We start from the raw sequence: 20,344 nt of genomic DNA, 5'->3' as shown, positions 1-20,344 counted from the left end.
CCCACCCGGGAGCCCCGTGGCGGGGTGCGTGCTAGCGTCGCGAATCGGGGCAGGTCGCCGGTCACGGGACTGGGCCGCGAACTGAACGGGAAGCGGCCGGGAACACCATGGAACACGACCGAGAACAGAAGACGGGACACGGGGAGTGCCTTCAGGTGGCCACAGCGGAGCCGACACGCGCTGACGACGCCGATCCGGGCCCGGGATCCGGCCCGCGAATACACGTGTCCGAAGCCGGCCCGGAGGGGCACACGGGTCACACCGGTCCCACGGGTCCCACCGGCCCCTCGAACGGGCCTACCGACAGTGAACACCCGGGTCGAGTCGCACGCCTGCTCGTCGCCGCCGAGCCTCTGCGCCGACGGCTGCTGCGGCACCCCGTGCTGTCCATAACGGCCCTCGCGGGGGTCCTGCACATCCTCTGGTTCTTCACGTTCGCGAACAGTGGTGGCGATCTCGCGGCGCAGGACGCCTGGGCGGAGTTCGTCGGCCGGCACCCGGACTCGGCGTACAACCTCGCGTGGTACGGCGGTATGCACCCGGTGTCGTACAGCGTGGTGTCGCCGTATCTGATGGCCGTCCTCGGCGTCCGTACGACGATGATGATCGCCGGGACGGTCTCGGCGGGCCTGCTGACGCTGGTCCTGATCCGCAGCCGGGCGGTACGGAACCCGCTGTGGGCGTCGCTCGCCGGGGTCGTCGCGCTGCTGTGCAACGCGATCTCTGGCCGGGTGACCTTCGGACTCGGCACGATGTTCGCGCTCGGCGCCGTCGCGGCCGTCTTCTGCTGGCCGTACCGCTGGCGGCACAAACGCTGGGCGAAGGCGGCGGTGGCCGCCCCGCTGGCCGGTCTGTCCACCATGGCCTCGCCCGTCTCGGGGCTGTTCGTCGGCCTGGTCGCGGCCGCGCTGTTCCTGCAGAAACGACGGCCCGGCGCCTGGGCGCTGGGGCTCGCCCCGACGGTGGTGGTCGCCGCCTCGTACTTCCTCTTCCCGTTCTCCGGCACCCAGCCGATGACGATCGGTTCGGTGATCCTGCCCCTGGCCTACGGCCTGCTGTGCCTGTTCCTGGTCCCGAAGGAGTGGGTGACGGTCCGGCTGACGGCCGGCGTGTACAGCCTGGGCGTGGTCCTGGTCTGGCTGATCAACTCGCAGATCGGCTCGAACATCTCCCGGCTGCCGATGCTGTTCGCGGGTGCGACGCTGGTGGCCGCGCTGCCGTTCACCGTGCGGAAGTCGCGCAGGTGGTACGTGACCGTGCTGGCGCTGCTCGGCTTCGCCGGCTGGATCGGCTTCAAGTCGGTGGACGACATCGTGCACACGACACCGGCCGCGTCCTGGGCGCGTGAACTCGCCCCGCTCGTCCACCAGCTGCAGAAGGCCGGCGCCGAGAAGGGCCGGGTCGAGGTCGTCCCGGCGCGCTCGCACCGCGAGGCGTCCGCGCTCGCGCCGTACGTCAACCTGGCGCGCGGCTGGAACCGGCAGGCCGACATGGAGCGCAACCCGCTCTTCTACGACGACACCCTCAACTCGGCGAACTACCACGAGTGGCTCCAGCGCTGGGCCGTCCACTTCGTCGTCCTGCCGAAGGACAACCCGGACGGCGACGGCGGAGAGCGCGAGCGGCAGCTGCTGCGGCGCGGGATGCCGTATCTGAAGCAGGTCTGGGGCGACGCCAACTGGCAGCTGTTCCAGGTCACCGATGCGACGCCGCTCGCCGAACCCGACGCGGTGGTGGAGCACGCCGGGCAGGGCGAGATGACGCTTCAGGTGCGCAAGGCCGGGCGGATCCTGATCAGGATCCCGTACTCGCCGTGGCTGAGCATCGTCGACGAGCACGGCAAGAGCCTGAAGGCTCCGCAGCAGACGCCGGCGAAGACGTACGTCAACACCAACGGGTGCCTGATGGAGACGCCTCAGGACGCCAAGGGCGACAAGTGGACGATGCTGCTGGCGCCGAAGGCGGGCACCTACCGGCTGGCGGCCCCGTACCAGCTTCCCCGGGGCACGCCCTGCCCGGACGCGTTCAAGAAGCACTGAGGCCGTGACCCTCAGCGGAGCCGGTCCACGTAGGTGTCGGTGCCCGGGATCGTCGGGATGAACGGCGCCACCAGCTCCACCCTGCCCAGCCCGGAGTCCGAGACGTCCGCATCGAGCCCGGTGAAGTGCTCCTCCCAGCACTCCCGTGGGTCCCGCTCCAGGAACCACAGCAGGGTCAGCCGGGTGTCCGTGCCCTCGACCTGTTTGACATAGGTCATCCGGTCGCCGGGCAGCGGGGTGGGCCGGAACACGGTCACCAGCGCGGCCGGGGAGCCGGCGAGGCGCTTCGGCAGGTGCCGGCCGCGCAGCCACCGCAGCAGCTCCGCCCGCTGCCCGGCCGACTCGCTGTCGATCACCTCCAGCACCAGCCCGGCGTACGGGTGGTCGAGGGCCTGGAAGTCCCTGGGGCCCGCCGCGCCGTCCCGGTACACGGTCGTCTCGTGGTCCTGGAACGAGGTGAAGACGTGGGTGCGGTCGTGGTAGACGCGGGCGTCGCGGTTGAGGCGCTTGTTGATGGCGACGGTCCACTTCATGTGGTCGTCGTAGCGGCCGTCGGTGATCCAGTAGGTGGAGAGGTAGCAGCCGGCGGTCACCGGCTGGGCGACGGCCGACTTCTCGGGAGACCGCAGGAGCTGCAGTTCCCTGGTCGCCACCCAGCGGCGGCCCGCGTACATCCAGGGCATGGCCATCGCGCCGGCGTAGTAGTGGTCGTCCTCGTACCAGCGGTTGTAGGCGTACTCGTGGCCGGGGTGCGGCTCGACCATGGTGATCAGGGCGTGGCCGGGGCGGACGCCGTACGGTCCTACGGCAGCCAGCTCGGCGTACGTCTCGCTGCGGGTGTCGTCGCTCATGCGGTTCCCCTTTCCTGCGGTCACCCGTACTCTGACGCTCCGTCAGATGGAGTGCCATAGCCAGGGAGGCCGCAATGTCTCTGCTCACCGGCAAGACCGTCGTCGTCTCGGGAGTCGGGGCCGGGCTCGGTCACCAGGTCGCCGCGGCCGTTGTACGGGACGGCGGGAACGCGGTGCTCGGGGCGCGCACCGAGGCGAACCTCGCCAAGAGCGCGGCCGAGATCGACCCGGACGGCACGCGTACGGCGTACCGGGCGACGGACATCACCGACGAAGGGCAGTGCGCGGCACTTGCGGAGCTGGCGCGGGAGCGGTTCGGCGGCGTCGACGCCGTGGTCCATGTCGCGGCCTGGGACTCCTGTTTCGGCGGGCTGGAGGACGCGGACTTCGCGACCTGGCAGTCGGTCATCGACGTGAACCTGCTGGGCACCCTGCGGATGACCCGGGCGTGCCTGCCGTCACTGAAGGCCGGCGGAGGCGGTTCCGTGGTCTTCATCGGGACGCAGTCGGCCGTCGCGGCGCCCTCACAGGTGAAGCAGGCCGCCTACGCCGCGTCGAAAGGGGCGCTGACCAGCGCGATGTACTCGCTGGCCCGGGAACTCGGGCCGCACCGGATCCGGGTCAACACCGTACTGCCGGGCTGGATGTGGGGGCCGCCGGTGCAGGCCTACGTGCAGTTCACCGCGCAGACGGAAGGGGTGCCGGAGGTGGAGGTGCTGGGGCGGCTGACGGAGCGGATGGCACTGCCGGAGCTGGCGACGGACGGGGACGTGGCGGACGCGGCGGTGTTCCTGTCCTCGGACCGGGCGCGGGCCATCACGGGGCAGTCGCTGCTGGTCAACGCGGGGGAACTGATGCGGTGACCCCGTCCGCGCCTCCATGCACATGTTCAGGTAAGTGAACTCGGATCACCCAAACGAACATTTTTACTTCGCTTTGACCTTACGCTTGCTTGTCGCGTTCATGTGACCGCACTCACGATCGAGCACATGAACAGTCTCGACTGGGCCGTACTCATCGGCTACTTCGGTGTGATGGTGGCGATCGGCGTCTGGTCGCACAAGCGCGTGGACGACGTCTCCGACTTCTTCACGGCCGGCGGCAAGATGCCCTGGTGGCTGTCCGGCATCTCGCACCACATGTCGGGCTACAGCGCGGTCATGTTCACGGGGTACGCGGGCATCGCCTATACGTATGGCGTTACTTCATTTGTGACCTGGTCCTTTCCCATCGCGCTCGGCATCGCCATCGGTTCGAAGCTGTTCGCGCCCCGGATCAACCGGCTGCGTTCCCGGCTCCATGTGGCCTCCCCGCTGGAGTACCTGAAGAACCGTTACAACGTGTCCACCCAGCAGGCGCTCGCCTGGTCCGGCATGCTGCTGAAGATCGTGGACGTGGGCGCCAAGTGGGCGGCCATCGCCACCCTGTTGTCGGTGTTCACGGGTGTGTCGCTGAACCAGGGCATCCTCATCACCGGCGCGATCACGGCCGTGTACTGCACGATCGGCGGCCTGTGGGCGGACGCGCTGACCGAACTCGGCCAGTTCGTCATCCAGTTGCTCGCCGGGGTCTCGATGTTCGTCGCGGTCGTACTGAAGCTGAACGACAAGCACATCGGCTTCTTCGACGCCTGGAACCAGCCGGCCCTGCACGGCCACGGCAAGCCGCTGGTGGGCCCCTACGGCACCGTCTTCCTCCTCGCGTTCCTGTTCATCAAGCTCTTCGAATACAACGGCGGCATGCTCAACCAGGCGCAGCGGTACATGGCGACGGGCAGCGCGCACGAGGCCGAGCGCGGCGCCCGGCTGTCGGCGATCCTGTGGCTGATCTGGCCCGTGGTGCTGTTCTTCCCGATGTGGATGTCCCCGCTCCTGGTCCACGCGCAGAAGCCGGACGGCTCCGACTCCTACGGCCTGATGACCGAACAGCTGCTGCCGCACGGGCTGTTGGGCCTGGTGATCGTCGGTTTCTTCTCCCACACCATGGCCATGTGCTCCTCCGACGCGAACGCGATCGCGGCGGTGTTCACGCGGGACGTGGCGCCGGTGCTGTCCGCTCGCGCGCGGGCCTGGGGTGCGCGCTCGGGTCTGATCGCGGCGCGCGTGACGACGGTCGTCTTCCTGGGCCTGTCGATGGCTGTGGCCACCCAGGTCAACTCCCCGGCGTTCAAGGACATCATCACCGTCGTCATCAAGTGGGTGGCCGGTCTGATGGGTCCGATCGCGATCCCGATGATGCTGGGCCTGCTCCGGCCGTTCCGCCGCTCCGGTCCTACGGCGGCGCTGACCAGCTGGGCGGCGGGGTTGCTGGCGTTCTGGCTGGTGAACTACCCCATCAACTGGAACGTCTCCGGCGGAGTGCCCCTGCAGTACCAGGTCTCGGTGCCGCTGGCGGTCTCCCTGGTCCTGTACATCGTCATCGGTTACGTGAAGCCGGAGGAGACACCGGAGAGGCTGGCGATCATCGAGAAGGTCAACACCGATGGGGACGGGGTGGCGGCGGTGCCGGTGCCCGCGAACGCCGGGGACGACGTGATCGGAGCACCGGCAGCGGAGTAGGGGGTGTCCGGCGGGGCAGTGCAGGACAGAGGGTCGATGGCGGAGTCGAAGGGGTCCTCGTCCGGATCGCGTTTCCTGCCCATGTCGTGTGCTCCTCGGTGTTCGGAGCCGGATAAAGCCCTTGGCCCGCACAGGAGTTGGCGCGTCGAGAAAAAGGGGACGCGGCGGATGCCCCGTGCCTGCTAGCGCGGGTACCTCGCCAGCCACCCCGGCGACGACCCCGCCGGACCGTGCAGCGCCGGTCCCTGGGTCATTTCCATCGCGAAGTCGTCGGCGAGTTCCAGCATCGTCGGCCGGCCCTCCAGCTCTGTCAGCCACCCCGGCGGGAGGGCCGTCTCGCCGTGCAGGGCGCCGAGCAGCCCGCCGGTCAGCGCGCCCGCCGCCGCCGACGGCCCGCTCTGGTTCACCGCCAGGCACAGCCCGTGCCGTACGTCCTCCCCCACCAGCGCGCAGTACACGGACGCCGCCAGCAGCCCGTCCGCCGTACCGTCCCCGGCCAGCTCCTCCACCCGGGTCGGGCTGGGTATCCCCTGCCGCACCGCCCCGAGCGCATGCTGCAGGGCGTCCGAGACGGGCTGGTGGCCGGGGCGGGCGGCGAGCAGGGCGAGGGCCCGCTGCACGGCACCGTCCAGGCTCTCGCCCCGGGCCAGCGCATGCACGATCACGGCGTACGCGCCCGCCGAGAGGTAGGCGATGGGGTGCCCGTGGCTCTGCGCCGCGCACTCCACCGCCAGCTGCGCGACGAGCTGCGGCTCCCAGCCGACCAGCAGCCCGAACGGCGCGGAGCGGGCCACGGCCTCCGGGCCCAGCTCGCCGGGGTTCTTCGGTGACTCCAGGGTGCCGAGCGTGTCGTCGCCGAAGCCGACGAGCAGGGCCCGGGTCGGCTCGCGGCGGGCGTAGAGCCACTCCTCGCGGGCGAGCCAGCCGTCGTCCTTGCGGCGCTCGTCGGGCCCCCAGTCCCGCTGGGTGGCCGCCCAGCGCAGATACGCCCGGTGCAGATCGGTCGGCGGATGCCAGGCGCCGGTGTCGCGGCGCACCTGGGCGCGTATCAGCCCGTCCACCGTGAAGAGGGTCAGCTGGGTGTGGTGGGTGACCGTGCCGCGCCGGCCCTGCCCGAAGGCCAGATCGAGCAGCCCCTCGGGGCCGTACGCCGCCCGGATCTCCTCCAGGGAGAGCGGGTCGGCGGGCCCGCCGAGCGCATCGCCCACGGCGGCCCCGAGCAGGGTGCCGCGCACCCTGCTGCGGAAGTCCTGTTGTTCGGCACGGCCCCAGACGGCGCCGGATGTCGCACCCACGCAGACCTCCTCACGGCACCGTCCGTCCGTACGACGTTCAGCACTGTAATCGACAGCGAACGGCGCGTTCACGGGGGCAAATCACCCGGTACGGGTCATTCCCGGCCAGCCGTCAGCGCTTCGGCCCCACCGGGAATCCGACCGGGCCCGAATTCGAACGGAACGTTCCCGTTCCGGCCCATTGGGGCTACCTCAAGGACACCAAGCGCAAGCCGCTGCTGGAGTCGATCTCCTGCCGGTTCGCCCCGTCATCCCGGCGCCGAGAGGTGCGCCCCGGCGTGGAGTGCGCCCGGCGGCGCCTGTCCGCGGCTGCCGTCAGGTGCCTCCGGCAGGTGCCGTCAGCAGCTGCCGGGCGGCATGTCAAAACGTTTATTTCAGCATGCGCATACCGAGGCCGCCCGCCAATGCCGCGCAGGCGACAGCCAGAACGAGCGGGGGCGCACAACCCGAGGCGTACGGATTGTGCCTATTATCCGACCTTCACCCGGGCTCTTGCCTTCGCCTCACGCTCTGCAGCTAGCTATGTGCTGCGTCCACTTCCTGGCTCGGCTCCCGACGAGCCCGGGCCGTCGTTCAGGGGAAGTGGGCGGAAACCCGCATGTGAGGAGTAGTCATGAAGAAGGCCTATGAGGCGCCGACGCTCGTCCGGCTCGGTACCTTCCGGAATCAGACGGGGCTCCTTGGGGAACACGGCAACGACCGGCTGATCCTGAGCAAGAACTCTTGACCGACGGCCTTGCCCCGACGTCATGACTGAACTGCACGAAAGTGCGGGGACGGGCTCCGGCGACGCGCACTTCGCGGTCTTTCCGGACCGTGCGGACGCGGCCGCCGTGGCCCGCTCCTTCGCCCGCCCCGGTAGCCGGACCCTCGCGCATGCGTCGGGCCGGCCCTGGCTGGTCGGCCACTGGCACGACGAGGACATCCGCACGGCTTACGCCGGTGGCGCCCGCGTCGCCGTCGTCGGCTGCTGCCCGGCCGACGCCGACGAACTGCGGCGCCGTACCGCACGGTTGCGTGATCTCGCCGAGCTCGACGCCCTCGCCCGATCCCTCCCCGGCAGTTTCCACCTCGTCGGCGCCCTCGACGGACGGATCAGGGTGCAGGGCACCGCCTCCGGACTACGGCTCGTCTTCCACGCGGAGATCGACGGAGTGCGGGTGGCCGCCACCCGCGCCGACACACTCGCCGCCGCCCTGGGCCTCGACCCCGACATCGAGGAACTGGCCGTACGGCTGCTGTGGCCCGCCCCGTATCCGCTGTTCGAGACATCGATGTGGCGGCCGGTCACCGCCGTCGCCCCGCAGGACGCCGTGGTCGTCGCCGCGGACGGGCGCACCGTACGGCACACCCGGTGGTGGACGCCGCCGGAGCCGGTACGGCCGCTCGCCGAGGCGGCGCCCCTGATCCGGGCGGCGCTGGAGGAGGCCGTCGGCGCGCGTACCCGGCAGGGCGGCGTGGTGAGCTGTGACCTGTCAGGCGGCCTGGACTCGACCTCCGTCTGCTTCCTGGCCGACCGCTCCCCCGCTCACGTGGTGGCCAGTACCTGGCCGGGACGCGATCCGGCGGACACCGACCTGCACTGGGCCGAGCGGGCCATCGGGCACCTCCCGGACGTCGAGCACGTGGTCTGGGACGCCGACGCCTCGCCGCTGGTCTACGAGGACCTGCTCGGCATCGACGACCTCCTCGACGAACCCACCATCGGCGTCATGGACCGCTCCCGGGCCCTGCACCACCTGCCCGGCCTCGCCGCGCGCGGCAGCCGGGTGCACCTGACCGGCATCGGCGGCGACCACGTGGCGTGGTGCTCCGACGCGTACTACCACCGGCTGCTGCGCACCCGTCCGCTGTTCGCCCTTCGCCAGTTGCGCGGGTGCCGGGCGCTGTGGCACTGGCCGCTCGGCGGCACGGTCCGGGCTCTCGCCGACTCCCGGCCGTACGGGAAGTGGCTCGCCGACGCCGCCGGCCGGCTGCGTGGACCGCTGCCCCCGTCCGTCGCCAGCGGTCTCGGCTGGGGCATGGCCCCGCGCCTGTTCGACTGGGTGACTCCGGAGGCCGAGGACATAGCCCGCCGGGCACTGCTCGCCGCCGCGGCGACGGTCTCGCCGCTGCACAGTGACCGTGGACTCCACACCGACCTGGAGCAGATCCGCTCGTGCACCCGCGTCATCCGGCAGTGGGACCGGATGGCGGCGCTCGCGGGCCTGCCGATGGCCTCGCCCTTCCTCGACGACCGGGTCATCGAGGCGTGTCTCGCCGTACGCCCGAGCGAGCGCGTCACGCCCTGGCGGTACAAGCCCGTCCTGACCGCCGCGATGCGCGGGATCGTGCCCGAGGACTGTCTGCGGCGGGCCAACAAGGCGACGGCCGCCATGGACGCCGCCAACGGACTGCGCGACCACCGAGCCGACCTGCTGGCCCTGTGGGAGGACTCACGGCTGGCGGAGCTGGGCCTGGTGGACGGCGCCGAGCTGCGCCGCCTCGCCCAGCGGCCCGCCTCCAAGGGGCTGTCCGACGCCATTCTGTACTCCACGATCGCCGCCGAGGTGTGGCTGCGGGGACTGGACCGCAGCCGCACCCGTGCCGCACACCCCTGACCGCATCCCCCCATCAGAAAGGCCCTCACATGCCTCTGCGGTTCGGCGACAACGTCTCCACGGCCCAGACCGACTACGGCACCGTGCTGCTGGACGAACGGGGCGGCGCCTACTGGGAGTTGAACCCGACGGCCACCCTGGTGGTGCGGACCCTGCTCGACGGCGGCGAGGAGTCGGACGCGGCCGCCGCCCTGGTCCGGGAGTTCGACATCGACGAGGCGCAGGCCCTGCGGGACGTCGAGGCGCTCGTAGAGCAGCTGCGCGACTCGGGGCTCGCCTCATGACGACGCCCAGCGCGCTGGAGCGGCCGACCGGTGTGCCCCTGCCCCGCCGCCTGGCCGCCCGCCTCGTCCTGCTCCCCGCCCTCGCCGTCGCCCTGCTGCCGCCCCGCCGTATCCGCACGGTACTCGGCATCCTGCGGCGCGGCGCCAGACCCGCCACCGCCGCGGAGGCCCAGAACGCGCGCGACGCCATGTGCGCCGCCAGTCTGCGCTGCGCCGGACCGAAGGGGTGCCTGCCGCGCTCCTTGGGAGCCGCGCTGCTGTGCCGGCTCGGCGGAACCTGGCCGACCTGGTGCACCGGGGTCCGCATCGTCCCGCCGTTCACCGCGCACGCCTGGATCGAGGCGGAGGGCGGTCCCGTCGGCGAGGGTGTGCCGGAGGGCTACTTCGCCCGGCTGGTGGCGGTCGGCCCGCTGCCCCGGCCGACGGACCGATGACCGGCCCGACGGCCCCGCACGCCGAACGGGCCGATGCCGCCGGGGGTGACGGGTCGACCTTGGCGGCGGTGGCCACGATGTACCGGCTCACCGCCGGGCACCGCGGCGCCATCGCCGTCGCCACCGTACTGACCCTGGTGGGCTCCGCCCTGGGCCTGGCCCAGCCGCTCGTCGCCAAGGACGTCGTGGACGCGAGCGCCCACGGACAGGTGATCTGGCCACTGCTGGGACTCCTGGGGGCGCTCTTCGTCGTCGAGGCGGCGGCGGGAGCCGCGGGACGCTTCCTGCTGGAACGGATGGGCGAAGGCGTCGTACGGCAGCTTCGCCACGGGCTGGTGGGAAGGCTGCTCCGGCTGGAGATGAGGGAGTACGACCGCCACCGGGGCGGCGACCTCATCTCCCGGGTGACGGCCGACACCACCGTGCTCCGGGAGGTCGTGTCCCAGGCCCTGGTCGATCTGGTGACGGGCAGCGTGGTCTCCGCCGGGGCGATCATTCTCATGGCGTGGCTCGACCCCCTGCTGCTGCTCCTGGTGGCCGTCACCGTGGCAGCGGCGGCCGTGGTCGTCGCCTCCCTGCTCACGGGTATCAGGGGCGCGTCCACGCACATGCAGGAGGCGGTCGGTGCCGTCGCCGCCGATCTGGAACGGGCCCTCGGTGCGCTGCCGATGGTCCGTGTGCACCGCGCCGAGCAGCGCGAGGCGGCCGGCATCGGCGCCCGTGTCGACGCCGCCTACGGATCGGGCGTACGCGCCGCGAAGCTCGCCTCCGTCATGAGCTCCGCCGTCGAACTCGCCGTCCAGGGCTCCTTCCTGATCGTCCTGGTCGTCGGCGGCCTGCGCGTGAGCGGCCACGCCGGCTCCCTCGGTGACCTCGTCGCCTTCCTGTTGTACGCCTCGTACCTCGTCCTGCCGCTGTCCTCCGTCTTCCGTGCGGTGGGCCTCGTCCAGCGCGGGATGGGCGCCTACCAGCGCGTCGACGAGGCACTGCGCCTGCCGGTGGAGCCCACCGAGCTCCTCATCCCGGCGGACCGCACACCCGCACCGCGACCGACCGGACCGTCCATCACCCGCGAACGGCCCGCCCTCGCCCTGCACGACGTCCACTTCGGCTACGACCCGCGGCGGCCGGTCCTGCGCGGCGTCTCCTTCTCCGTCCCGCAGCGCCGGCACGTGGCCCTGGTGGGCCGCTCCGGAGCCGGCAAGAGCACCGTGTTCGCCCTGGTCGCGAGGTTCTACGAGCCCGACGCGGGCGCCGTGCTCTTCGACGGGCGGCCCGCGGCCGGACTCACCCGTGACGCATGCCGACGGGGCATCGCCGTCGTCGACCAGAACACCCATGTCGTCCACGGCACCCTGCGCGACAACATCACCTACGCCGTGCCCGACGCCCCGGAAGCGGAGATCCGGCGCGTCGTCGAACTGGCCCGGCTGGACGAGGTCGTCGACCGGCTGCCCGGCGGCCTGGCCGCCGTCATCGGCGAGCGCGGCAGCACACTCTCCGGCGGCGAACGCCAACGCGTCGCCCTCGCCCGCGCGTTGCTGGCCCGACCCGCACTGCTCCTGCTGGACGAACCCACCTCCCACCTCGACGCGATCAACGAGGCGGCGTTCACCACCGTCATGAAGGACGTCGCCCAGGAGTGCGCCCTGCTCGTCATCGCCCACCGTCTGTCCACCGTGCAGCACGCGGACCACATCGTGGTGCTGCAGGACGGCCGCACCACGGCCGTCGGACGCCACGAGGAGCTGCTCACCGGCAGTGCCCTCTACCGCGAACTGGCGGCGAGCCAGATGCTCCGTCCGGGCGAGCCAGGCCCACCACCTCCCCGCCACGCCAGTGGTGTTGGGCGTATTCACCCCGGCGAGTGAGCGACGGGGCGGTGGGGGTGGGTTCGGTTCTTTCATGTCACCCAGCGTGGCTGCCTGTACGTACTCTGTGACTGTCGTACGTCACAAGGGGGCAGCGTGGAGGACGAGGAAGCCGAGGCCGTACTCAGGGCGGTCGGGCGGCAGATCAAGTTGTGGCGGGAAGCCGCCGGGCTGAAGCAGGGGGAGTTCGGGGCCGCCATCGGATACAGCGAGGACCTGATCTCGGCCGTTGAACGCGCGGTACGCACTCCGCAGCCCGAGTTTCTGGACACGGCCGATGAAGTGCTGGGCGCCGACGGGAAGTTGGCCGCGATGAAGGCCGACGTGGAGAAGGCTCGGTATCCGAAGAAGGTTCGGGATCTGGCCAAGCTGGAGGCGGAGGCCATCGAACTCGGGGCCTACGCCAACCATTACGTGCACGGCCTGCTGCAGACCCCCGAGTACGCAAGGGCCTTGTACACGATGCGACGCCCGTCGTATACCGAGGACGAAATCGACCGCCATGTCAGTGCACGCCTGGCACGGCAGGAAGTCTTCGAGCGAGTGCCACGTCCGACTCTCACCTTCGTCCAGGAGGAGGTGACCCTGCGGCGGCCCATCGGCGGTTGGCCCGTGCTGCAAAGGCAACTGGAACACCTCCTGGCCATCGGGAGGTTGAGGCACGTCGAGATCCAGGTGATGCCAAACGACCGCGAGGATCACGCGGGAATGGGCGGGCCCATCCGCCTGCTGAAGCTCCGGAACGGCAAGACAGTGGCCCACGAAGAGGGACAGACCTACAGCCGTGTGGTCAGTGATCCGCGGGAGGTACAACTCGTCGAGATGCGCTATGGGATTATCCGGGCGCAGGCTCTCTCGCCCCGGGAGTCGCTGGCCTTTATCGAGAAGCTGATCGGAGAAGTGACATGACCTCCACCCCACTGAACTGGTTCAAGAGCAGCTACAGCAGCAACGAGGGCCCCGACTGCGTCGAAATAGCCGTGACCCCCGCCACCATCCACATCCGCGACTCCAAGGACAAGGACCGCGCTCAACTCACCGTCACCGGCGCCACGTGGACGGAGTTCGTCGGCTTCGCCGCTCACTCCGCATAGCGCGCCTGGACGCCGTCCCGGGCCGCCTCCACCGCCGCCAGCCGGGGCGCCATGCGGGCTCGGTCCGCTCCTGGGGCGGCCATCAGTTCGGTGAGCAGGGATGCCAGCGACGCCAGGTCGTCCCAGTCCTGCTCCTCGGCCAGCAGGTGGGTCAGCGCCGCGTCGGCGATGCGCCAATCACCCAGGGCACAGCCCACGACACACTGAAGGAAGGCGCGGGCCGAATCATCCAGGTCAGCCGACGGCAGCCATCGCTCGACCTCACGCCATAGTGGCTGCGCCGCACGGGCGCCGTCGGATCCGCCGGCGATCAGGGCGAGTTGGAAGACGCCCCTGACCGGATCCCGCAGTCGCATCCGCTCAGCCTGCCGTCTGGCCGCCGCCCACTGACGGGTGTGCCGGTACGCTTCCGCGCGCTGCTCCTCCAGGGCTTCCTCGGGAAGCCCCAAGCGGTCCGCCTCGGCCAGCCGTTCCATGGCCTCCGGCCATCGACCGCACCACATCAGCAGGTCCACGACCTGCTCCCGGGCCCAGTCCACGCGCGTCTCCAGGGCGATGCACCGGTCCAGGTCGGCCAGGGCCCGCCCCGTGCGGCCGACCGCCATGGCGGCCATCGCCCGTTGGCTCAGTGCCCAGCCGTACCCGGAGTCCAGGGCCACCGCCCGGTCCAGGCACCGGAAGGCCTCCGGGTGGTTCCCCAGACCGCGGTACGCGGCGCCGAGGAGGGCCAGGGCCCAGGCGTCGTCGGGACCCAGTTCCAGTGCCCGCTGGAGAAAGGGCAGTGCTTCCCGGTACTGGTCGGCGCGCCAATGCGCATCGCCCAGCGCGGTGTGGATCCAGCCGAGATCCGGATCCGCCGCGACGGCCCGGCGCAGGTCGGTCAACTCGCCTTCTTCGTCCTGGAGTTGTTGCTTGCAGATGGCGCGGTGCCCCAGCGCCCAGGCGTACTCGGGTATCAATTCCACCGCGCGGTCGAAGTCGGCCAGTGCCTCCTCGATCCGGCCCAGCTCACGGCGGGCCACACCACGGCCTGCCAGGGCCGAGGCGTAGTCCGGTTTCAGTTCGAGGGCGCGGCCCAGCTCGGTGACCGCCTCCTCGAACCGGCCCGCCAGCCGGTAGGCGTCGCCTCGCTCGGACGCCACCCAGGCCGACTCCGGCGCGAGGGTTACAGCCCTGTCGAGATCCGCGAACGCCTCCTCCCACTCCCCACGGTCACGACGCAGCCGTGCCCTGCGGACCAGTGCCCACAGGAACCCCTGCGCGAGACCGAGCGCTCGGTCGAAGTCGGCGAGCGCCTCGTCCAGGCGGCCGAGCGCATGCAGACAGGCTGCTCTGGACGAGAGCGAGTCGGGGTCGGCCGGGTCCACGGCAAGGGCGCGGTCGAACTCGGTGACGGCCTCCTCCAGCCGGCCGGCCAGCCGATGGGTCTCCCCACGCCCGTAGAGGATCTCCGCGTCGTCGGGACACAGGGCATCCGCCCGGTCCAGGTCGGCCATCGCTGCCGGGAAGTCATCCAGCATCTGGCAGGTGACGCCACGACCGAAATACAGTGAGGCCAGGTGCATCTCGGGGAGGGAAGCGCGCTCGCTGAGTGCGACAGCCTTGTCGTACTCGGCCAGTGCCCGCCGGTGCTCACCGCCTCTCCTCAGCTGCCTTCCCCGCAACCCGTGGGCCAGCGCTCGCCCGGAGACATCGAGCCCGGGGCGGGACAGGAGCAGGTCCACGGTCCTGCTCACCCCGTGCTGGTCGTCGGCGAGCGCGTCCCGGAGCCGCCGGCCCCAGTCCCGCAGATCCGCGTCGTCCGCCACGGTGCCCGCCTCCTCCAGCATGCGCGCCCAGCGGCGGCCGTCCACCTGGTCCCACCAACAGGCCTCGACAACACTCATCAACGTCTGGGCCAGCTCCGTACGCGGGCGGGCGCACACGAGGTGATACGCCTGCTCCAGCCGCAGCTCGCGCCATCGCTCGTGCTCCCACGTGTACGCGGGGCGGATGCCGTCGGCCGCCTCCTCGCACCAGCGGCCGTAGACCGCCCCGAGCCTCTCGTGGCGTTCCTTCCACCCCTGTGGAGACCTTCGGCGCAGCAGCCGCAGCATCGTCTCCCGCACCAGGTCGTGGTAGCGCAGCCGGTCACCTCGGTCGTCCACGAACGGCAGCCCCCGCAGCCAGGCGAAGAGGCTGTCCGCTTCCTCGTCCGGGCTGTCCACGGCCGCCCGGAACACGTCCATGTCCAGCCCCCGGGGCAGCGCGCAGGCGAGTGCCACCGCCCGTCGGGCGGATTCCGGTTCCCACTTCAGGAAGCGCTCGACCGCCGTCGCGCTGGGGTCACCGATGTCGTCCAGGTCGGCTGGACGCTGCTCGGCCAGCGTCGACACCAGCACCGGAAGTCCCCCGGTCAGCCGCAGGATCTCCGCCACCACCGGTTCGGCCACCACGCCGCGTTCGGCCAGCAGCCCTCGTGTCTCCGCTTCCGTGAACGGCCCGAGCGGTATCTCCGTCATGAAGTCCGCGAAACCGCCCCAGCGCCCCCTGTCGAACTGATGCTGCCCTGCGGTGACGATGACCAGGTTGGCGGGCAGGGCTCCGTAGCGGTCGGTGGTCATCAGGCTGTGCAGCCAGTCGTCGAGGAACGGCCCGGTCCGCTCGTACGTGTCGAAGAACAGGCTGATCCACGGCACGGCGGACGCCACGTCCGCCAGCTCCTCCAGCAGCTTGGGGGTCAGCGCCCGCTCGGGGGACAGCACCAGTTGCACATCGTCCTGGCTGCTGAACCTCGCACTGAGCCCTCGGCGCAAACGGTCCGCGTACTGGGCGAGTTGCGCCGGGTCGACCGCGCCGACGAACGGGCCGGCGCCGGGTATCAGCCCCAGGCCCGCCAGCCCGGCCCGGACCGCCGTGGCAGTCACCGGCGACGGACCGTCCTGTGCGGACTCCAGCCCGGCAGCCACCGCCTCGGCCTCATGACGGCGCTCCCGGTACGAGGCCAGCGCGCGATCGAGTCTCTTGAACTCCACTCCCTGCCGGGCGCATTCGCGCCCGATCACCGCCATCGCCTCCGGTACGGTCCCCACACCCTCGTCCACATACGCCGTCAGCGCCCCGCGCTCCCGCGCGATCTGCTCCAGCTCCCGGACCAGGAAGGTCTTTCCGACACCGGCGTTGCCGTGGATGTGGAAGAGGAAGCGGTGCCGCTCGTCCTCGGGCGGAAGGTCCAAGTTGGCCCGGAACGCGGCCCGTTCGTCGCCGCGCCCGATGAACCCCGCCCGTCTGCGCCGCCCGATCAGCTCCTGCATCGACGGCCGTGCCTGCGCCATCCGTACGCCCCTCCCCAGTCGGCGTTCCCATTCTGGCGCAATGGCCACGCGCTGACCTGGCCTGTGGTGAGGGAGAATTCAGCCATGACCACCACCCCCACACGTCACTCGGGCCTCAGACTGGCCGCCGGTGTGCTCACCGGCATACTCGCCCTCTACATCGCCCTCGTCGCCTTCGGGAACATCACCGACTTCGGGACGAACCAGCAGTTCGTACGGCATGTGCTGGCGATGGACACGACGTTCAAGGACCACGATCTGATGTGGCGGGCCGTCACCAGTACCGGTCTTCAGGACACCGCGTATGTCCTCGTCATCGTGTGGGAGACCGCGTCCGCCCTCGTGCTGATCTGGGGGACCTGGCTGTGGGCATGGCGCAAGGACGACCTCGCCCGCCGCATCTCCACCTACGGCCTGCTGATGCTGTTGCTGCTCTTCGGCGCCGGGTTCATCGCGATCGGCGGTGAGTGGTTCTCGATGTGGCAGTCCAAGACCTGGAACGGGCTGGAAGCGGCGACCCGGATCTTCACCCTCAGCGGGGTCGCCCTGATCGTCAACCAGCTTCCCTCCCGCCGGGGAGAGGCCCACGAGGACGCTAGTTGACGACCGCCACGCCGGTGCCCTGATCACCGAAGGACCACAGAGCGGCGCCGTCCTCCTTGTGCATGCGGATACCGCCCAGCTTCTTGCCGTCCGCCGGTGGCGGCGAGGAGCCGTCCAGGGCGTTGGAGAAGGCTATGTTCACGCCGGACGCGACGGTGAAGTACATGACGTGCTCGATCTCCACGCCGTCCGAGCCCTTGATGGACTGGATGCGCTTGATGATCGAGTACCGGCCGGGCTGCGGGTTCACCGTGCCCGGCCACACCGTGAACGTACGTGTCGCCCTGCCCGTCGCATCGACCAGCCACACCCGCTTCGCGCCGATCGAGTAGACGATCCGGCGCCCCACGCCCGACGCGGCCGGCAGCGCGGGCGGGGCCGGGGGCTTCGGGCCCGTGGACGCGTGGGCGCCCGCGGACGCCGATGCGCTGGGGCTCGCCACGGCGGCCGCGGCCGTGGGGTGCGGCCCGTGGTCCGCCTGGACGGCGAGGGCGACGACGGCCGCGGTCGCTCCCACCGTCAGACCGGTGACCCAGGCCCACGAGGGCAGTCGGGCAGCCACGGGTTCGCATCTCCTCCGCTAGGGGCGCTGGGCCCTTCTTTCGGACCTTGCCGGGGTCGGCCGCAAGGCGCCGTCGCCTGAAGCCGGCCTGATCCGAAAGAGAGGCCCTGGGGCCCCTTCCCGGTCCGGGGTCGGATCATCGTACTCAGTCGAGGACCGGCAACAGTTCCGGCAGGTGCCCGTCGGAGGCCTCGGCCGCCCGCTGCCGCTCGGCGGAGACCTCGCCGTAGAGCGTGGTGCGCGGCTTCGCCGGACGGCCGGCCGCCTCCGCCACGGCCACCAGGTCGCGGACCGACTTGTACGAGCCGTACGACGAGCCCGCCATCCGGGAGATCGTTTCCTCCATCAGTGTGCCGCCCAGGTCGTTCGCCCCGGAGCGGAGCATCTCCGCCGCACCCTCCGCGCCCAGTTTGACCCAGCTTGTCTGGATGTTGGGGATCCAGGGGTGCAGGAGGAGACGGGACATGGCCGTCACCGCACGGTTGTCCCGCGTCGTCGGACCCGGGCGGGAGATACCCGCCAGATAGACCGGCGCGTTCGTGTGGATGAACGGCAGCGTCACGAACTCGGTGAAGCCGCCCGTCTCGCGCTGGATCCGGGCCAGTGTGCGCAGATGGCCGAGCCAGTGGCGGGGCTGGTCGACATGGCCGTACATCATCGTCGAGGACGAGCGGATGCCCACCTCGTGGGCCGTCCTGATCACCTCGATCCAGGTGGCCGTCGGCAGCTTGCCCTTGGTCAGCACCCAGCGGACCTCGTCGTCGAGGATCTCCGCCGCCGTCCCCGGGATGGAGCCCAGGCCGGCCTCCTTGGCGGCGGACAGCCACTCCCGGATCGACATCCCCGTCCTGGTCGCGCCGTTGACGACCTCCATCGGCGAGAAGGCGTGCACATGCATGCCCGGGACCCGTTCCTTCACCGCCTTCGCGATGTCGAAGTACGCCGTCCCCGGCAGGTCGGGGTGGATGCCGCCCTGCATGCACACCTCGACCGCGCCCACGTCCCAGGCCTGCTGGGCGCGGTCGGCGACCTGCTCCAGGGAGAGGGTGTACGCGTCCGCGTCCGTCCTGCGCTGCGCGAAGGCGCAGAAGCGGCAGCCCGTGTAACAGACGTTGGTGAAGTTGATGTTGCGGGTGACGATGTAGGTGACGTCGTCGCCCACCGCCGCCTTCCGTACGTCGTCGGCCACCCGGCACAGCGCGTCCAGCGCCGGTCCGTCCGCGTGCAGCAGGGCGAGGGCCTCGGCGTCGGTCAGCCGCGTCGGGTCGTCGGCCGCCGTGCGCAGCGCCTGCCGGACGTCCGTGTCGATGCGCTCCGGCGCCATGCCGGGGGCGGCCGCCTCGCGCAGCGCCTCCCAGTCGCCGTACACCTCGTCGAAATCGTCGCGCCGGTCGGCCGTGCGGCCCTCGGTGTCGATCGTGCGGTGCAGGTCCGTACGGCCGGCCGGGACGAAGGCATCCTCCGGCTCCTGCCACGGATGGCCCTCGACCACCGCGCCCTCGCGCGCCAGCCCGGTCTCCGGGTCGGCGAGCGCGCCCACGTGCGGGCGCAGCCGCGGGTCCAGCCAGGGCTCTCCGCGGCGGACGAACTCCGGGTAGACACAGAGGCGTTCACGCAGCTCGAAACCGGCCGCCCGGGAGCGTTCGGTGAGTTCCTCGATCTGCGGCCAGGGGCGTTCGGGATTGACGTGGTCGATGGTCAGGGGCGACACCCCGCCCCAGTCGTCGATACCGGCGCCGATCAGCCGCTCGTACTCCGAGTCGACCAGGTTCGGCGGGGCCTGCAGACAGGCGGACGGGCCCATGATGTGCCTTGCCACGGCCACCGTGGCGACGAGGTCGTCCAGTTCGGCGTCCGGCATGCCGCGCATCGCCGTGTCCGGCTTGGCGCGGAAGTTCTGGATGATCAGTTCCTGGATGCCGTGGTACGCCCGGGAGACCTTGCGCAGCGCGAAGAGCGACTCGGCCCGCTCCTCGTAGGTCTCGCCGATACCGATGAGCAGACCGGAGGTGAAGGGCACCGAGGAGCGGCCGGCGTCCTCCAACACCCGCAGGCGTACGGCCGGGTCCTTGTCCGGGGAGCCGTGGTGGGGGCCGCCGGGTTCGGACCACAGCCGGGTCGCCGTCGTCTCCAGCATCATGCCCATGGACGGCGCGACGGGCTTGAGCCGCTGGAAGTCCGTCCAGGTCATCACACCCGGGTTGAGGTGGGGCAGCAGCCCCGTCTCCTCCAGGATGCGGATGGAGATGGCGCGGACATAGGCGATGGTGTCGTCGTAACCGTGCGCGTCGAGCCACTCGCGCGCCTCCGGCCAGCGGTCCTCCGGCTTGTCCCCGAGGGTGATCAGGGCTTCCTTGCAGCCGAGGGCGGCGCCCTTGCGGGCGATGTCCAGCACCTCGTCCGGGGACATGAACATCCCGTGCCCGGCCCGGCGCAGCTTGCCGGGGACGGTGACGAAGGTGCAGTAGTGGCACTTGTCCCGGCACAGCCGGGTGAGGGGGATGAAGACGCTCTTCGAGTACGTGATGACACCGGGCCGGCCCGCCTGTTCCAGGCCCGCGTCGCGCACTCGGGCGGCGGACGCGGCGAGGTCGGTCAGGGCCTCGCCGCGGGCCTGGAGCAGCACCGCCGCCTCGGCGATGTCGAGGGCGACACCGTCCCGGGCACGTTTGAGGGCGCGACGCATGGAGTTCTCGGTCGGGCCGGTTCCGGAGGTCGCGGAAGTCGTCATCTCTCAACGATAGGCTCCGCCGGTTCAGCCAGGTCGGGGGCATCTCGGGAAGTGCTGTACGTTGCCGGGTGCGGGTCCGTCGTGGCTTGCCGCGCCACGCGGCGGAGC

General features: G+C 70.9%; 16 protein-coding genes. 11 read left to right on the top strand and 5 right to left on the bottom strand.

The annotated features are described in order from the left end of the window. Positions 1 to 155: 155 nt before the first annotated feature. Positions 156 to 2,039, top strand: coding sequence for an MFS transporter (locus AV521_RS11960; protein ID WP_179023025.1), 1,884 nt, complete (start codon positions 156 to 158; stop codon positions 2,037 to 2,039). An 11-nt stretch (positions 2,040 to 2,050) separates the two neighbouring features. Here AV521_RS11960 and AV521_RS11955 read toward each other — a convergent pair whose 3' ends face one another. Beyond that, entirely contained in the window at positions 2,051 to 2,890 is an 840-nt protein-coding gene (locus AV521_RS11955; protein WP_076087349.1) for a hypothetical protein, read from the bottom strand. A gap of 74 nt (positions 2,891 to 2,964) precedes the next feature. Here AV521_RS11955 and AV521_RS11950 point away from each other — a divergent pair, with 74 nt between their 5' ends. Both AV521_RS11950 and AV521_RS11945 read left to right on the top strand, forming a co-directional pair. Continuing rightward, positions 2,965 to 3,753 carry an SDR family oxidoreductase gene (locus AV521_RS11950; protein ID WP_076087348.1) on the top strand — a complete coding sequence of 263 codons (789 nt, stop codon included), beginning with the start codon at positions 2,965 to 2,967 and terminating at the stop codon, positions 3,751 to 3,753. 126 nt (positions 3,754 to 3,879) lie between these two features. Then, positions 3,880 to 5,448 (top strand): sodium:solute symporter family protein, encoded by a 1,569-nt coding sequence (locus AV521_RS11945; protein ID WP_076087485.1) that lies wholly within the window; start codon positions 3,880 to 3,882, stop codon positions 5,446 to 5,448. A gap of 182 nt (positions 5,449 to 5,630) precedes the next feature. Here AV521_RS11945 and AV521_RS11940 read toward each other — a convergent pair whose 3' ends face one another. After that, entirely contained in the window at positions 5,631 to 6,743 is a 1,113-nt protein-coding gene (locus AV521_RS11940; protein WP_076087347.1) for an ADP-ribosylglycohydrolase family protein, read from the bottom strand. A 613-nt stretch (positions 6,744 to 7,356) separates the two neighbouring features. On the opposite strand from AV521_RS11940, the gene AV521_RS47605 reads away from it, so the two are divergent. The 7 genes from AV521_RS47605 to AV521_RS11910 all read left to right on the top strand — a co-directional run bounded on the left by AV521_RS47605 (position 7,357) and on the right by AV521_RS11910 (position 13,026). Continuing rightward, the gene (locus AV521_RS47605; protein ID WP_107480877.1) at positions 7,357 to 7,470 is read left to right on the top strand and encodes a keywimysin-related RiPP; all 114 of its coding nucleotides are present in this window, start codon (positions 7,357 to 7,359) and stop codon (positions 7,468 to 7,470) included. 22 nt (positions 7,471 to 7,492) lie between these two features. Next, complete coding sequence (locus tag AV521_RS11935; protein ID WP_076087345.1) at positions 7,493 to 9,343, top strand: lasso peptide isopeptide bond-forming cyclase; 1,851 nt, start codon at positions 7,493 to 7,495, stop codon at positions 9,341 to 9,343. 29 nt (positions 9,344 to 9,372) lie between these two features. Continuing rightward, complete coding sequence (locus tag AV521_RS11930) at positions 9,373 to 9,627, top strand: lasso peptide biosynthesis PqqD family chaperone (protein ID WP_076087343.1); 255 nt, start codon at positions 9,373 to 9,375, stop codon at positions 9,625 to 9,627. After that, positions 9,624 to 10,061, top strand: coding sequence for a lasso peptide biosynthesis B2 protein (locus AV521_RS11925; RefSeq protein ID WP_076087341.1), 438 nt, complete (start codon positions 9,624 to 9,626; stop codon positions 10,059 to 10,061). Before AV521_RS11930 ends, AV521_RS11925 begins: the two co-directional genes overlap by 4 nt. Further along, entirely contained in the window at positions 10,058 to 11,932 is a 1,875-nt protein-coding gene (locus AV521_RS11920) for an ABC transporter ATP-binding protein (protein WP_076087339.1), read from the top strand. The genes AV521_RS11925 and AV521_RS11920 overlap by 4 nt, the downstream gene beginning before the upstream one ends. A gap of 96 nt (positions 11,933 to 12,028) precedes the next feature. After that, positions 12,029 to 12,841 carry a helix-turn-helix transcriptional regulator gene (locus AV521_RS11915; protein ID WP_076087337.1) on the top strand — a complete coding sequence of 271 codons (813 nt, stop codon included), beginning with the start codon at positions 12,029 to 12,031 and terminating at the stop codon, positions 12,839 to 12,841. Beyond that, positions 12,838 to 13,026 (top strand): DUF397 domain-containing protein, encoded by a 189-nt coding sequence (locus AV521_RS11910; RefSeq protein ID WP_076087335.1) that lies wholly within the window; start codon positions 12,838 to 12,840, stop codon positions 13,024 to 13,026. Before AV521_RS11915 ends, AV521_RS11910 begins: the two co-directional genes overlap by 4 nt. Here the strand turns inward: AV521_RS11910 and AV521_RS11905 are convergent. After that, positions 13,014 to 16,340 carry an ATP-binding protein gene (locus AV521_RS11905; RefSeq protein ID WP_076087333.1) on the bottom strand — a complete coding sequence of 1,109 codons (3,327 nt, stop codon included), beginning with the start codon at positions 16,338 to 16,340 and terminating at the stop codon, positions 13,014 to 13,016. The genes AV521_RS11910 and AV521_RS11905 overlap by 13 nt on opposite strands. A gap of 84 nt (positions 16,341 to 16,424) precedes the next feature. On the opposite strand from AV521_RS11905, the gene AV521_RS11900 reads away from it, so the two are divergent. Next, positions 16,425 to 16,943, top strand: a complete 519-nt coding sequence (locus AV521_RS11900) for a DUF2165 domain-containing protein (protein ID WP_076087331.1) — start codon at positions 16,425 to 16,427, stop codon at positions 16,941 to 16,943. On the opposite strand, the gene AV521_RS11895 is transcribed toward AV521_RS11900, so the two are convergent. Together AV521_RS11895 and AV521_RS11890 are read right to left on the bottom strand one after the other, a co-directional pair. Continuing rightward, positions 16,936 to 17,505, bottom strand: a complete 570-nt coding sequence (locus AV521_RS11895) for a hypothetical protein (RefSeq protein WP_076087329.1) — start codon at positions 17,503 to 17,505, stop codon at positions 16,936 to 16,938. The genes AV521_RS11900 and AV521_RS11895 overlap by 8 nt on opposite strands. 145 nt (positions 17,506 to 17,650) lie before the next feature. Then, positions 17,651 to 20,236, bottom strand: coding sequence for a bifunctional FO biosynthesis protein CofGH (locus AV521_RS11890; protein ID WP_076087327.1), 2,586 nt, complete (start codon positions 20,234 to 20,236; stop codon positions 17,651 to 17,653). Between the last annotated feature and the right edge of the window lie 108 nt (positions 20,237 to 20,344).

Source organism: Streptomyces sp. IMTB 2501, assembly GCF_001953885.1.
GTDB lineage: Bacteria > Actinomycetota > Actinomycetes > Streptomycetales > Streptomycetaceae > Streptomyces.
This window is presented reverse-complemented; position numbering and strand designations above follow the sequence as displayed.

What these genes read in the sequence shown, in the direction of transcription:
- AV521_RS11920 (WP_076087339.1), top strand. Translation starts at nt 10,058, where the DNA reads ATGACCGGCCCGACGGCCCCGCACGCCGAACGGGCCGATGCCGCCGGG.
- AV521_RS11900 (WP_076087331.1), top strand. Translation starts at nt 16,425, where the DNA reads ATGACCACCACCCCCACACGTCACTCGGGCCTCAGACTGGCCGCCGGT.
- AV521_RS11890 (WP_076087327.1), bottom strand. Translation starts at nt 20,236, where the DNA reads ATGACGACTTCCGCGACCTCCGGAACCGGCCCGACCGAGAACTCCATG.
- AV521_RS11925 (WP_076087341.1), top strand. Translation starts at nt 9,624, where the DNA reads ATGACGACGCCCAGCGCGCTGGAGCGGCCGACCGGTGTGCCCCTGCCC.
- AV521_RS47605 (WP_107480877.1), top strand. Translation starts at nt 7,357, where the DNA reads ATGAAGAAGGCCTATGAGGCGCCGACGCTCGTCCGGCTCGGTACCTTC.
- AV521_RS11905 (WP_076087333.1), bottom strand. Translation starts at nt 16,340, where the DNA reads ATGGCGCAGGCACGGCCGTCGATGCAGGAGCTGATCGGGCGGCGCAGA.
- AV521_RS11910 (WP_076087335.1), top strand. Translation starts at nt 12,838, where the DNA reads ATGACCTCCACCCCACTGAACTGGTTCAAGAGCAGCTACAGCAGCAAC.
- AV521_RS11955 (WP_076087349.1), bottom strand. Translation starts at nt 2,890, where the DNA reads ATGAGCGACGACACCCGCAGCGAGACGTACGCCGAGCTGGCTGCCGTA.
- AV521_RS11950 (WP_076087348.1), top strand. Translation starts at nt 2,965, where the DNA reads ATGTCTCTGCTCACCGGCAAGACCGTCGTCGTCTCGGGAGTCGGGGCC.
- AV521_RS11935 (WP_076087345.1), top strand. Translation starts at nt 7,493, where the DNA reads ATGACTGAACTGCACGAAAGTGCGGGGACGGGCTCCGGCGACGCGCAC.
- AV521_RS11945 (WP_076087485.1), top strand. Translation starts at nt 3,880, where the DNA reads ATGAACAGTCTCGACTGGGCCGTACTCATCGGCTACTTCGGTGTGATG.
- AV521_RS11930 (WP_076087343.1), top strand. Translation starts at nt 9,373, where the DNA reads ATGCCTCTGCGGTTCGGCGACAACGTCTCCACGGCCCAGACCGACTAC.